Below are 13,498 nucleotides of genomic sequence, written 5' to 3'. Positions count from 1 at the left end.
GAACCGCCGCCACGATCAGTCCTCTCCTAGCGGCAGCGTCAGGCCCACCTTGTCGCGGCTCATTGCCACCAGGGTCTTGAAGCGCTTCACGTTGGCGTTGCCGAAAAACAGTTTGCGGGTTAGCTCGTTGTACTGCTCCATGTGCTGCACCACGAAAACCAGCACGAAGTCCCACTCGCCGGCGGTGTAGTAGCACTGCTGCACGTGCGGGCAGGCGGTGAAAGTGCGGCGGGTCGCGTCCAGCTGGTCGATCTGCTCGCTTTCCACTTCCACCGTGGCGATGATGGTCAGCCCGTAGCCCACGGCATCCGGTGCGATCACCGCGGTGTAGCGCTCGATCACGCCTTCCTCTCCCAGCCGCTTGAGGCGGCGGTTCACCGCGGCGGTGGAAAGGTTCACCGCTTCGCCCAGCTCGTTCTGCGGCGTGCGCGCGTCTTGCTGGATCGCCGCCAGCAGTCTCAGATCATAGCTATCTAGCTGGTTGTTCATTGCTTTGCTCCCGTTTGCAGCTGTCTGTACATAAACGCAATATTTTTGCTATCAATCCCCAATTATCAAGAAAAATTCACGGCTGTTCAGCAATATTATTTCGCTACTGGCCCGCCCTTATGCTGGCCCTCTGGAGACGAAACATGCTGCTGACCCCACGGATGGACACACTGCCCCTCGATGGCGACACCCTGCTGCGCCAGATCCGGGCGCTAGGCGAGATTGGTGCCGAGCCGGAATCGGGCGGTCGCACCCGTATCGCGCTGACCGATGCCGAAAAAGCCGGCCGCGACCAGCTGGTGCGCTGGATGCAGGAACTAGAACTCATCGTCCAGATCGACCAGATCGGCAATATCTTCGGCACCCTGCTTGCGGCCAACGTTGGTGCGGATGCCCGGCCGCTGATGCTGGGCTCGCACATCGATACGGTAAAAAGCGCAGGTGCGCTGGACGGCTGCTACGGCGTGCTGGCCGGTCTGGCCGTGGTGCGCGCCTTCCGCCAGGCGGGCGTGCTGCCGTCCCGTCCGATCACCGTGGCCGCCTTCACTAACGAGGAGGGCGTGCGCTACCAGCCGGACATGATGGGCTCGCTGGTGCACGCCGGTGGCCTGCCGCTGCAGGCGGCGCTGGACAGCATCGGCACCGATGGCACGCGCCTGGGCGACGAGTTGCTACGCATCGGCTACGCCGGCGAGCTGGCCACGGGCAGCATCGTGCCGCACGAATACCTGGAGCTGCATATCGAGCAGGGGCCGGTGCTCGAGGCCGAAGGCGTGCAGATTGGCGCGGTGGCCAACCTGCAGGGCATCTCCTGGCAGCAGCTGACCATCCAGGGCAAGGCCAACCATGCCGGCACCACGCCGATGCACCTGCGCCACGATGCGGGCTTCGCCGCTGCTGCCATCGTTACCTTCGTGCGCCAGCTGGCGGTGCAGTCCGGTACCACGCTGGCCACCGTCGGCTCGCTGCACTTCGAGCCGGACCTGATCAACGTGATTCCGCGCAAGGCACAGCTGACGGTAGACCTGCGCGACCCGGACGAAAGCCGGCTGCAGGCGGCCGAGCAGGCGCTGCGCGACTACCTCGTGGAGCTGGAGCAGCAGGAACAGGTTCGTATCCATAGCGAACGGCTGGCCCGTTTCGAGCCGGTGCCGTTTGCCGAGCCGCTGGTGGCCGAGGTCGAGCAGGCTGCCGCCGCCCGTGGCCTGAGCTGCCTGCGCATGACCTCCGGCGCCGGCCACGACGCGCAGATGATCGCCCGCATCGCGCCCGCCGCGATGATTTTTGTCCCCAGTCACGGTGGCATCAGCCACAACCCGCGCGAACACACCGACGACGCCCAGCTGCTGCAGGGGGCGCAGGTGCTGCTCGATGTCGTGCTCAAGCGCCTGCTTGCCTGACCCGCTATCCCATTCATTCCGACCATTGCCCCGGAGACCCTGCATATGCTGACCCACAACCCCAAGGCCAATCACGGTGCCTACCCCGACTCGTTGCAAACCATCCTCAATATCCGCGCCGCCGATGAGAGCCGCCGCTGGCTGGCGCCGTGGCAGCGTCTGAGCCGCGAGGCCACGCCGCTGTGGCGGCTGCCGGAGCTGGCCGGCCGCCTGGGCATCGCACAACTGGCGGTCAAGGACGAATCCTTCCGCTCGGAGCTTGGCAGCTTCAAGGCGCTGGGCGCGCCGGCCGCGCTGATCCGCCTGCTGGCACGGTTGAATCCGGCGCTGGACCCGGCGCAGCTGTTGAGCGGCAATAATCGCGGCCAGGTCAGCGGCATCACCGTGATCAGCGCCACCGACGGCAACCACGGCCGCGCGCTGGCCGCCGCCGCCCAGACCGTGGGCTGCCAGTGCGTGATCGTGCTGCACGCTCACGTCAGCGCGGAGCGCGAAGACGCCATCGCCGCCTACGGGGCGCGTATCGTGCGCATCAGCGGCAACTACGACGAATCGGTGACCGAGGCGGCGAGGTTGGCCGCAGCGCACGGCTGGCACGTGGTGTCCGATACTTCCTACGACGGCTACGAGGCCATCCCGCGCGACGTGATGCAGGGCTACGGCACCATCGCCGCCGAGATCATCGAGCAGCTGGACGTGCAGCAGGCCGAGCCGTTCACCCATGTGCTGCTGCAGGGCGGGGTCGGCGGCATGGCGGCGGGGCTGGCCAGCTACCTGTGGCAGCACTACGGCGAGCAGCGCCCGCGCTTCATCGTGGTGGAGCCGGAGCAGGCCGATTGCCTGTACCAGAGTGCGCTGCAGGGGGGCGCCGCCCGCGCCGCCGGCTCGGTGGATTCGGTGATGGCCGGCCTTGCCTGCGGCGAGACCTCGCCGCTGGCATGGCGGGTGCTGGAGCAGGCGATCGACGATTTCCTCACCATCCATGACGACGACGCGGTGCGCGCGATGCAAACGTTGGCCGCAGGCTCGCCGCGCGACGTGCCCGTCGTCGCCGGCGAATCCGGCGCCGCCGGTCTGGCCGGACTGCAGGTGCTGGCCGCGGACCCGGCCCGGCGTACGGCGGTCGGGCTGAATGCTCAGTCGCGGGTGCTGGTGGTCAACACCGAAGGCGCCACCGCACCCGGCGTGTACGAGGCGCTGGTCGGGGAGTCGGCCAGCAGTGTGGCCAAACGCCAGGCACGCTGGCTGGCCGATCATGCACAGTAAGCCGCTTACCGGAGGAGACAACATGTCCGAACAAGCACTGTCACAACAGCTGGTGGCCTGGCGCCACCATCTGCACCGGCACCCGGAAACCGGTTTCGAGGAGGTGAACACCGCCGCCTTTGTCGCCCAGCAGCTGCGCGACATGGGGCTGGAGGTGCACACCGGCATCGGCGGCACCGGCATTGTCGCCAACCTCAGGGCCGGCGACGGCGCGGCGGTGATCGGCCTGCGTGCCGACATGGACGCGCTGCACATCCAGGAGAACGTGCCCGAACGCGCGCATGCCTCCTGCACCGCCGGCAAGATGCACGCCTGCGGCCACGACGGCCACATGGCCATGGTGCTGGGCGCGGCGCGGCTGCTGAGCGAGCAGCGCGACTTCAACGGCACCGTGCGCTTCATCTTCCAGCCGGCTGAGGAGCACGGTCGCGGCGCCAAGGCAATGATGGCGGACGGGCTGTTTGAGCGCTTTCCGGTGGACGCCATCTTCGGCGCCCACAATATGCCGGGCATGCCGGCCGGCAGCTTCGCCACCCGCGCTGGTGGCATCATGGCCAGCGAGGACAATTTCGTTATCCGCGTCCACGGCCGCGGCACGCACGCCGCGCGGCCGCACATGGGCATCGACCCGCTGGTGATCGGTGCCGAAATCGTGCTGGCACTGCAGACGGTGGTATCGCGCAACGTGGACCCCAGCCAGCCGGCGGTGGTGTCCTGCACCGAGTTCGTCACCGACGGCCTGCGCAATGTGATTCCGTCCGAGGTGGTGATTCGCGGCGACACGCGCAGCTACAGCCCGGACATCCAGGCGCTGCTCGCCAGACGCATGCGGGAGCTGGCCGAAGGCATCTGCCGCGCCCACGGCGCCCTCTGCGAATTCAGCTACACCCACGAATTTGCCCCGACCGTGAACTCGCCCGAGTACGTGGCGCTGGCGGTAGCGGCGGCGAAAACAGTCAGCCGGCAGGTGGACGACAACGTGACGCCGATGATGATTTCCGAAGACTTCGGTGCCTTCCTGCAGCAGGTGTCGGGCAATTTCATCTTCATCGGCAACGGCATCGCCGGCGAGGCGGGCGCGACGCCGCTGCACAACGCGGGCTACGACTTTAACGATGCCATCCTGACCACCGGCGCCCGTTACTTTGCCGAGCTGGCCAGGCTGGCGCTGGCGGGGGAGGCCGGCGTGGCGGGTGTTTAGTCGGCGCGGCACCGTCTGTCGTGCCGTTGCGGATGTCCGGCAGATGGCGGTTGTGTTTGATGCATTACGGGTTTTCTATGGAAGCCGGCTTGCCGATGGCTATCGCCGCTGCCGTTTTTATCGCATCCTGCACGGCATTGTCGTGCGGCCAACGTTGGCCGCAGCGACCGACTCCTTTCATCCGGAAACCGCATGGCCACCACCCTGAAACTGTCGGAACTCATCAGCTCGCTCAGTTACGCGCTGGACATCACCGAAGGCCAGCCGGAAGGGCATTGCATCCGCAGCTGCTGGATCGGCATGCACATCGGCACCGCCATCGGCCTGAACGAGCAGCAGCTGTGGGAGCTGTACTACGCCATCCTGCTGAAAGACCTGGGCTGCAGCAGCAATGCGTCGCGCATCTGCGAGCTGTATCTCACCGACGATCGGCAGTTCAAGCAGGATTTCAAACTGGTGGGCGCCAGCCTGCCGCAGATGCTGGGCTTCGTGTTCAGCAACACCGGCACCCATGCCGGCAGTTGGCCGCAGCGTGTGAAATCCATCCTCAATGTGCTGCGCCACGGCAAGGAGATGGCGGACGAGCTGATCAACACCCGCTGCCACCGCGGGGCCGATATCGCCCGCCAGCTGCGCTTCAATGAAAACGTGGCGCGCGGCATCCAGTCGCTGGACGAGCACTGGGACGGCTCCGGCCGCCCGCTGGGCCTGCAGGGCGAGGCGATTCCGCTGAATGCCCGCATCGCGCTGCTGGCGCAGGTGCTGGATGTGTTCCACATCACCCACGGCCGCCAGGCGGCGCTGGCCGAGGTGGCGACGCGCGCGAGTGGCTGGTTCGACCCCGCGCTGGTGCGCGTGGTGCATAGCCTGCGCGACAACGCGGCGTTCTGGCAGCAGCTGGAGGCCGACGATATCGATACGGCGGTGCTGGCGCTGGAACCGGCGCATTGCATGGTGCCGCTGGACGAGGATTATCTGGACGAAATCGCCGAAGGCTTTGGCCAGGTGGTGGACTCCAAGAGCCCGTTCACCGCTGGCCACAGCCAGCGCGTGGGGCATTACGCCGACCGCATTGCCGCCGAGCTGGGCATGGATGCCGCGCGCCGGCGCTGGCTGAAGCGTGGCGCGCTGCTGCACGACGTGGGCAAGCTTGGGGTGAGCAATACCATTCTCGACAAGCCGGGGCGGCTGGATGGCGACGAATGGGCGGCGGTGCAGCGCCATGCCGGCTACACCGAGGATATCCTGCGTCGCATCACGCAGTTTGCCGAGCTGGCGCAGGTGGCCGGCGCGCATCACGAAAAACTGGACGGCAGCGGCTACCCGCGCGGGCTACGAGCGGAGCAGATCACGCTGGAAACCCGCATCATCACCACCGCCGACATCTTCGACGCCATCAACGCCGAGCGCCCCTACCACCCGGCCACGCCGGTGGCTAAAACGCTGGACATCATGCGCCAGCACCTGCACAGCGCCATCGACGCGGAGTGCTTTGCCGCGCTGGAGCGGGTGCTGCGCGCCGAGGGGGCTGTCTGAGTGACGCGCGGTGCGCCGTTGCGGGCGTGCCGCTTGGTTTTTTCGGGCGGCTGTACGGGTAGCAACACCTTATTCGTGTGGGCCGTTCCCCGTGCAATGGGGATCAACAGCCCCAAAGGTTGGCCGCAAATACCAGTACCCTGCGTAAGGGCAGGGAACCGGCGCTTGCGGCCATGGTAGTGATCCGGGTGAGCGGCCTGATGTCCGCCGGGTGGAGTGGGGCTTACTTCTTCACCCACTGGCCGTTGGGCGCCTTGACGTAGCTGCCGGGTGGGGTTTTTTCGATGGCTTTCTGGCCGGCCAGGGTGGCGACCTGATCCAGCGTGGTGCCGTTTTTCTTGGCGATGGCGTCATAGGCCTCGCGGCGCTTGGCGTTGATGTCCGCCGCCAGCGAGACCGCTTCCGGGGTGGCCTTCACCACGCCCAGGTAACCATCCGGCTGTTCGCCGACCAGGCCTTGCGCCTTGGCGCCGCCCACGTCCAGTGCCATTGCCAGGCTGCTGCAGACCAGCAGGCCAATTGCCATCCATCTTGCTGCCGTTTTCATGCTGTGCTCCTAGAACAGTCCGCTGTCGGTGGTGAGGTTGTCGATGTCTTTTTCCACCTTGAGGCGGATTTCGTGATCGATCTTCACGTTGAGGTTGATGGTAATGGGCTCCTTGGGCACTTCCAGCGCTACCCGCGGGGTGCAGGCGGCCAGTGCCAGGAGCGGTATCAGCCAGACGGGTTTCATGGCGAAGTCTCCGGTGTGGGGTTGCGCGTGGCGGCCGCTTGTTTGCGGCTGAGTACACGGCGGGATATTTCATCTCCGATACGCAGGCTGCGTAACAGTTCCAGCACATTTTCACTGTGGCTGTAATTCAGAACAACCGGCTGGCGGTTTTGTTTGGGATTGACCCCTTTCAGCGTCACCCGGGCATCCAGTAGTCCGCTTTGCTGCATGGCCAGCCGGGCCTGGAAGTCGTTGACGTCCAGCTCGCTGAGCATGTCCAGTGCCAGCTGCACGGCACGGTTGGATTGTGCCATGGCATTGACGCCGGCGCTGGCCGGCACGCGCAGGGTCAGCTCGCCCTCGTTGCGCAGCAGGCCATCCTGCAGCGCGATGCCGCTGGGCAGCAGCTGTACTGGCAGGGTGCCGCCGACGCGGCCGGTGAGCTGTACCGTGGGCTGCGGATCGTTCTGCAGCGCGGCCACGGCGGCCAGGTCCAGCTGCTGCACGGTAACCGGCTGGAAGGCGCTGGATGGCCAGTGCAGGCTGTCGGCCTGCAGGCTGCCGCCCAGCAGCTTGGCGTGCACGGAGCCCAGCTGCCAGTCTTTCAGGTCAGAGCGCAGGGTGAGCGACACCTCCTGCAGCAGGGTGCCGACATCGAGCTGCGCCAGCTGCAGCGGGCCGTCGCTCTGTAGTTGCAACCGGTCCGGGCGTGCGGCCAACGTCAGCCGGCCATGGCCGCCGTTGGCGAGAATGCCACCCCAGTCCAGCGCCACGTCGTTCAGCTGTACGTCGCCGTCCAGCTGCCATTGTTTCTGCCACTGCCATTGCAGCTTGCCGGCCACTTGTCCCTGCTGCAGGGTAACGCCCAGGCCGCGGCTCATGGCGGCAGTGAGCGGCGTATCCAGCTGTACGCTGCCGCTGCCCCCTGCACCGTGGCGGTTTGCTGTCAGCTGCAGCTTGCTGCGCCAGGCCGGCAGTTGCAGCTGCGCGCTGGCCCGTTCGCCATCCAGCTGCAGGGTGCCGCTGGCGGCCGGCAGCGTCCAGCGGCTGGCCACGGCGCCGCCGCTGTTCAGCGTCAGCTGGCCGTGGGCGCTGTTGCCGTCAGTCAGCAGCGCGCTGGCGGTTTGCAGGCTCAGCGGCTTGAGCAGCACGTTGCCGACGATACCCTCGGCGATGTCCAGCTTGCTGCCGCCATCCAGCTGCCACTTGCCGTCGCTGCCGCGCCAGTTGGCCGCCAGTTGCAGCGCGCCGCCTTTGCTGTAGAACGGCAGGCGGCTGCTGGCGGCGAGGCTGCCTTGCCAGCCATTGCCCTGTTGCTGTGCGGCCAAGGTGCCCTTGAGCGGCCAGTCCTGGTAGTGGCCGGCGAAGCTCGCGTTCAGTCGCGGCTGGCGCGGGTCGATGCTGTTGACCGGCAGGCTGATCGCCAGTGTCAGCTGCGGTTTGCTGACGTTCAGTTGCAGCGGGGCGCCGTGCGCGCCTTGTGGATCGAGCTGGCCGCGCCACTGGCCGGCCAGCCGCAAGCCAGCATGGCGGCCGGAGAGCGCCAGCCCGCCTTGCCACTGCCAGCGGCCATCGCCCCAGAGCAGCGTGCCGTCGTTGCTGGCCAGTTGCAGCTGCTGGTAATCGAGGCGGAACGGCAGGCGGCTGCTGCCGCTGGCGCTCAGCGGCAGTTGCCACGCTTGCGGCCAACTCAGGCGCACGCCCTGCGGCAGGCGGGCCTCACCGGCGGCCAGCGTCAATTGGCGCTTGGCCCATTGCAGCGGAATGCGGGCGTGCAGGTTCTTGCCATCCAGCTGCAGCAGGCCGCTGCCGCGTTGCAGGCTGTGATCCTGCGGCGTGAGTTGCAGCCGCAGCTTGCCCTGCGGCCCGCTGGCCAGCAGGTCGGCCTGCAGGCTGTGCACGCCGTCCAGATCGCCGCTGGCCCGCAGCGCGCGGCGCGGTTGCAGCAGCCAGCCGGCAGCCAGCGGCAGCGCCTGCGGCAGCGTGGCATCCAGCTGCCACTGGCGGTTGTGCAGCGTGGCCAGCAGCCGGGCGTCACCTCGGCGGGCCTCGCCCTGATAGCCCAGCTGCTTGCCATCGGCCTGCACGCGGGCTTGCAGCTGGCCAGGCAGCCAGCGGCCACGGGCCTGTAGCTGCCAGTACCCCAGCAGCTGTGGCGCCAGCCGCGCTGCGGCCAACGTGCCCTGTGCCTGCCACTGGCCGCTGTCGCGGCGGTAGCCCAGCGCCAGCTTGTCGGCGCCCTGTTGAAGCTGGGCCTGCCAGCGCTCGTTTTGCTGGGTGACGGCGATGGTCAGCGCCGGCAAGGCCGGGGCCTGCAGGCTGGCGATGCGCAGGGTGAACGGCGGCAGCCCGGCGGGGGGCGGCGTCGGCAGCTGGCGCGGGCCGGGTGGGGCGCAGGATCGCAGTTTCAGCTGCTGCAGGCTGATGGTGAGCGGCTGCCAGCGCGCGATGCGCAGGCCGCGACCCTCTACGGCGACGCAGTCCTGCTGCCGCCATTGCCATTGCACGACGGTGGCACCGCCGTCTTGCCAGCCCAGTCCCTGCAGCTGTATCCCCTGTTGCTGCAGCCACCAGCGGGAGCCGGTCACTGCTGCGGCGATCAGTGCTGCCAGTAGCAGCAAGGCAAGCAGCAGGCGGCGGCGCCAGCGGTGGGTGGCGGGAGCGGTGGGCGGCGTGGTGGCTGTGTCGGTCATGTTCGGGCTGGCGGTGGGGCTGGTCTGCTGTTGCGGCCACCCCGGGGAGGGCGGCGGCGGAATGGTCCGGCAATTGGCCGGGCCATGACCGGGCGTATGCCGTGAAGCATTAATGACTGGAGTATATACGGCACCGTTGCCGCGGCTGAACCGCCATGTGTGGCTGAGGCAAGGGCGCGATCGCGGCGGGGCCGTGGCCGATGCGCTATACGCGAAAAAAAACCACCTGCGGCAAGGGCGCAGGTGGTTGTCGTGCGGGGTAGCGGCGTGTTGCCCGCTACCGTGTCGCCAGCATGGCGTTTACGGGTGGATGACCAGGGCCGTGAACGGTGGCAGGTAGGCCATGGCGGTGACGACCAGGCCGACCAGGCAGGCCAGGGCGAGGGAATGGAAGAATACAAAGCGCAGGATGATGCCTTCCTTGCCGTAGTACTGGGTGGCGGTGGAGGCCACCACGATGGACTGCGCGTCGATCATCTTGCCCATCACGCCGCCGGAGGAGTTGGCCGCCGTCATCAGGATCGGCGACAGGCCCAGCTGCTGCGCCGAGGCTTTCTGCAGACCGCCGAACAGCACGTTGGCCGCGGTGTCGGAGCCGGTCAGCGCCACGCCCAGCCAGCCCAGCAGGGTGCCGAAGAACGGGTAGAACACGCCGGTGTGCGAGAACGCGAGACCGAGGGTGATGTCCACGCCGGAGAAGCGGGTCACGTAACCCAGTGCCAGCATCGCCACGATGGTGATCAGCGAGTAGCGCAGCGACCAGAAGGTCTCCTTGTACACCTTCAGCATCTGCAGCGGGCGGTAGCCCATGATCAGCGCCGAGATCAGCGCGGCAACCAGAATGCCGGTGCCGGTGGTGGACAGCAGGTTGAACTTGTAGATGGCGGCTTCCAGGTGCGGCTCGGTCACGACCGGCGGCATCTTGTAGATCAGGTTATGCAGGCCCGGCCACTGGATTTCCAGGGTGAAGATGCTGTCCAGCAGTTTTTTCACCGACGGCGAACCGAAGGCGAACACCGCCACCGACAGGATCAGCCACGGCAGCCAGGCGCGGATCACCTCGCCGCTGCTGTAGCCGTGATGCTTGTCGGCGATGATGGCCTTGGCACCGTTGGCCGCTTCGCCGCCCATGGTGCCGGCGGTGGAGGTGTAGATCTCCTTCGGCTTCCACACTTTCAGGAAGCCCACCAGCGTGGCGATGGAGCAAACTGAGGCGATCACCGCCACCAGCTCCGGCCCCATGGTGTTGGACACGATCAGCTGCGGAATGGCGAACGACAGGCCGGCCACCAGCACGGCTGGCCAGATGCGCAGGGTGTTGCGCCAGCCGCAGAAGGCGATCAGCAGCCAGAACGGCACGATGATGGCGAAGATGGTCATCTGGCGGCCAACCATGGCCGACACCTGCAGCACGTCCAGGCCGGTGACCTTGGCCAGGGTGGTGATCGGGGTGCCCAGCGCGCCGTAGGCAACCGGCGCGGTGTTGGCGATCAGCGACAGGCCGGAGGCAGCCAGCGGCGAGAAGCCCAGACCGATCAGCATGGCACCGGTTACCGCGACCGGGGTGCCGAAGCCGCCGGCGCCTTCAAAGAAGGCGCCAAAGCAGAACGCGATCAGCAAGAGCTGCAGGCGGCGGTCGGTGGTGATGCCGGAGATCGACTCGCGCAGGATGGCGAACTGGCCTTTGCGCTCGGTGAGCTGGTACAGAAAGATCACGTTGAGGATGATCCAGCCGATCGGCAGCAGACCGTTGGCCGCACCCAGCAGCGTGGCGCTGGCCGCCATGTCCGCCGGCATGCCGAAGATGCCGACTGCCACCAACAAGGAGGTGGCGAGGCCCAGCAGCGCGGCCTTGTGCGCCTTGACGTGGAAAATGCCCAGCGCGCCCAGGAGGACGATGACCGGGATGCTGGCGGCCAGCGTGGATAGCCACGGGTTGCCTAGCGGATCGTAAACGTGTGACCACATGTTGTAACTCTCCTTATTGTGATGCGCGGTCCTGAGGCGGCTGCCTGATGGCAGGCGCTTGCGCGAGACTCTATGTGCCGTGCGCGAACTTTAGCGGCAGCCGTCAAGCCGTGTCATTGGGGGCTTGCCCTTGCGGGTTAACCCTCAAGAACGTTGTCAAGTCGCTGAAAACAAAGGGAAAGACAAAAAATTGGCCGCAACGCCGGACAGACGTTGCGGCCAACCTTGTGGCAGGCGGGGTTTACGACAGCGGGTGGGCGGAGACGCCGTGCTCGTCCAGGCGCAGGTAGCCGGCGCGGCCGTCGTGCCAGTCCTGGATTACCCAGCGCATACGCTCGCCGTCAGGCAGCGCATGGCGGTGGACGGCAGGACGGTGGGTGTGGCCGTGAATCAGCGTGCAGCCAGGGTTGGCCGCAAGCAGGGCGACGACGGCGTCGTCGGTCACGTCGCTGATTTCGCTCGGGCCATCCTGCTGCTTGAGCGATTCGCTCTGTTCGCGAATGTGGCGGGCGATGGCGTGGCGCTCCGCCAGCGGCTTGTGCAAAAAGGCCTGCTGCCAGGCCGGCTGCCGCACCATGGCGCGGAACTGCTGGTAAGCAGTGTCGTCGCCGCACAGTGCGTCTCCGTGGCTGAGCAGGTAGCGATGGCCGCAGGCCTGCAGCGGGTGCGGATCGGGCAGCAGCGTGGCGCCGCTGGCCGCGGCAAAGCCGGCGCCGAGCAGGAAGTCGCGGTTACCGTGCATCACGTACAGCGGTGTGTGGCGGCTGAACTCGCGCATCGCCGCGACCATGTCCAGCGCGAAGGCGTCGTCATCGTCGTCGCCGACCCAGTACTCGAACAGGTCGCCCAGGATGTACAGCGCGTCGATATGGCCGGCCCACTGCCGCAGCGTGCGCCGGAACAATTCGCCCAGCCACGGCGCGTCGGCGTGCAGGTGCAGATCGGAGATCAGGTGTATGGCCATCGTGCGGCACCATGAATAAGGGCCGCACGCAGCGGCCCCGGGTCTTGCGTGAACGGGATCAGGCGGCAGCCACGATCTCGGCTTTTTCGACGATCACCGGCTCGACCGGCACGTCCTGGTGACCACCGGCACGGCCGGTTTTCACGCCCTTGATGCGGTCAACCACGTCCTGGCCGGCCACTACCTGGCCGAATACGGCGTAGCCCCAGCCCTGCATGGTTTCGCTGCGGAAGTCGAGGAAATCGTTGTCCGACACGTTGATGAAGAACTGGGCGCTGGCGGAGTGCGGATCCGGGGTGCGCGCCATGGCCACGGTGTAGGTCTTGTTCGACAGGCCGTTGTTGGCCTCGTTCTCGATGGTGTCGCGGGTGTCTTTCTGTTTCATGTCGGCAGTGAAACCGCCGCCCTGGATCATGAAGCCGTTGATCACGCGGTGGAAGATGGTGCCGTCGTAGTGGCCGTCCAGTACGTACTGTTCGAAGTTGGCGACGGTTTTCGGGGCCTTGTCGGCAAACAGTTCCAGCGTGATGTCGCCGAAGTTGGTAGTCAGTTTGATCATGATGGGTCCTTGGGGATCAGGGTTTGTAAGTGGCTTTCTGGATCACGATGGGTTCCATCGGCACATCCTGCATGCCGCCGATGTAGCCGGTACGCGACTTGGCAATGCGGTTGACGACATCCATGCCGGCGGTCACCTTGCCGAACACGGTGTAGCCCCAGCCTTGTGGCGTCTTGCTGCGGAAGTCCAGGAAGTCGTTGTTGACCAGGTTGATGAAGAATTGCGAGGTCGCCGAGTGCGGATCGTTGGTGCGCGCCATGGCGATGCTGCCGATCACGTTCTTCAGGCCGTTGTCCGCCTCGTTGGCGATCGGTGCGCGTGTCGGTTTTTGTGACAGCGCCCCGCCGTCGATGGTAAAACCGCCACCCTGGATCATGAAGCCGTCGATCACGCGGTGGAACACCGTGTTGTCGTAATGGCCGGCCTTGACGTAGCGGGTGAAGTTGTCGACGGTCTTGGGCGCGCTTTGCGGCGCCAGCTCGACGGTGATCAGACCCTTGTTGGTCTGCAGCTCCACTTTCGGCGCGGCGCTGGCCAGCAGCGGCAGCAACAGCAGGGCGAGGGCGGCAATCTTCTTCATGGCCATGGTTTCCGGAGAGTTGAGGCGCGCAGTTTACCATGAGGCCGGCGGCGATGTGCCAGCCGGCGCGGACGGCAGCCATGCATTAAAGATTGTGCGGCAGCGGCCGATAAACCGATGACGCAATAAC

The 13,498-nt window shown here is 66.5% G+C and carries 12 protein-coding genes; 4 read left to right on the top strand and 8 right to left on the bottom strand.

The annotated features are described in order from the left end of the window. Positions 1–15 precede the first annotated feature (15 nt). Positions 16–489: an Lrp/AsnC family transcriptional regulator gene (locus PQU96_RS05560; RefSeq protein ID WP_272771250.1), complete on the bottom strand. Its 474-nt coding sequence runs from the start codon at positions 487–489 to the stop codon at positions 16–18. A 143-nt stretch (positions 490–632) separates the two neighbouring features. On the opposite strand from PQU96_RS05560, the gene PQU96_RS05555 reads away from it, so the two are divergent. The 4 genes from PQU96_RS05555 to PQU96_RS05540 all read left to right on the top strand — a co-directional run bounded on the left by PQU96_RS05555 (position 633) and on the right by PQU96_RS05540 (position 5,892). Continuing rightward, the gene (locus PQU96_RS05555; protein ID WP_272771249.1) at positions 633–1,889 is read left to right on the top strand and encodes a Zn-dependent hydrolase; all 1,257 of its coding nucleotides are present in this window, start codon (positions 633–635) and stop codon (positions 1,887–1,889) included. 45 nt (positions 1,890–1,934) lie between these two features. Next, positions 1,935–3,155 (top strand): diaminopropionate ammonia-lyase, encoded by a 1,221-nt coding sequence (locus PQU96_RS05550; protein ID WP_272771248.1) that lies wholly within the window; start codon positions 1,935–1,937, stop codon positions 3,153–3,155. 22 nt (positions 3,156–3,177) lie between these two features. Next, the gene (locus PQU96_RS05545) at positions 3,178–4,356 is read left to right on the top strand and encodes a M20 aminoacylase family protein (RefSeq protein ID WP_272771247.1); all 1,179 of its coding nucleotides are present in this window, start codon (positions 3,178–3,180) and stop codon (positions 4,354–4,356) included. A gap of 192 nt (positions 4,357–4,548) precedes the next feature. Then, positions 4,549–5,892 carry an HD-GYP domain-containing protein gene (locus PQU96_RS05540; RefSeq protein ID WP_272771246.1) on the top strand — a complete coding sequence of 448 codons (1,344 nt, stop codon included), beginning with the start codon at positions 4,549–4,551 and terminating at the stop codon, positions 5,890–5,892. A 223-nt stretch (positions 5,893–6,115) separates the two neighbouring features. Here PQU96_RS05540 and PQU96_RS05535 read toward each other — a convergent pair whose 3' ends face one another. From PQU96_RS05535 to PQU96_RS05505, 7 genes are all read right to left on the bottom strand, one after another. Then, positions 6,116–6,418, bottom strand: a complete 303-nt coding sequence (locus PQU96_RS05535) for a YdbL family probable chaperone protein (RefSeq protein ID WP_272771245.1) — start codon at positions 6,416–6,418, stop codon at positions 6,116–6,118. A gap of 30 nt (positions 6,419–6,448) precedes the next feature. Beyond that, positions 6,449–6,625, bottom strand: a complete 177-nt coding sequence (locus PQU96_RS05530; RefSeq protein WP_189372412.1) for a YnbE family lipoprotein — start codon at positions 6,623–6,625, stop codon at positions 6,449–6,451. Continuing rightward, complete coding sequence (locus PQU96_RS05525; RefSeq protein ID WP_272771244.1) at positions 6,622–9,297, bottom strand: intermembrane phospholipid transport protein YdbH family protein; 2,676 nt, start codon at positions 9,295–9,297, stop codon at positions 6,622–6,624. Before PQU96_RS05525 ends, PQU96_RS05530 begins: the two co-directional genes overlap by 4 nt. 300 nt (positions 9,298–9,597) lie before the next feature. Then, positions 9,598–11,265 (bottom strand): L-lactate permease, encoded by a 1,668-nt coding sequence (locus tag PQU96_RS05520; protein WP_272771243.1) that lies wholly within the window; start codon positions 11,263–11,265, stop codon positions 9,598–9,600. Positions 11,266–11,506: 241 nt separating this feature from the next. Further along, positions 11,507–12,229: a UDP-2,3-diacylglucosamine diphosphatase gene (locus tag PQU96_RS05515; RefSeq protein WP_272771242.1), complete on the bottom strand. Its 723-nt coding sequence runs from the start codon at positions 12,227–12,229 to the stop codon at positions 11,507–11,509. A gap of 58 nt (positions 12,230–12,287) precedes the next feature. Then, the gene (locus PQU96_RS05510; RefSeq protein WP_272771241.1) at positions 12,288–12,788 is read right to left on the bottom strand and encodes a peptidylprolyl isomerase; all 501 of its coding nucleotides are present in this window, start codon (positions 12,786–12,788) and stop codon (positions 12,288–12,290) included. 16 nt (positions 12,789–12,804) lie between these two features. After that, on the bottom strand, positions 12,805–13,368 hold the full coding sequence (locus PQU96_RS05505; protein WP_272771240.1) for a peptidylprolyl isomerase: 564 nt from the start codon (positions 13,366–13,368) through the stop codon (positions 12,805–12,807). Between the last annotated feature and the right edge of the window lie 130 nt (positions 13,369–13,498).

This window comes from Vogesella margarita, from assembly GCF_028548475.1.
In the GTDB taxonomy this organism is placed as follows: Bacteria; Pseudomonadota; Gammaproteobacteria; order Burkholderiales; family Chromobacteriaceae; genus Vogesella; species Vogesella margarita.
The sequence above is the reverse complement of the archived record's forward strand: the minus strand, read 5'-3'. Positions and strand labels throughout refer to the sequence as shown.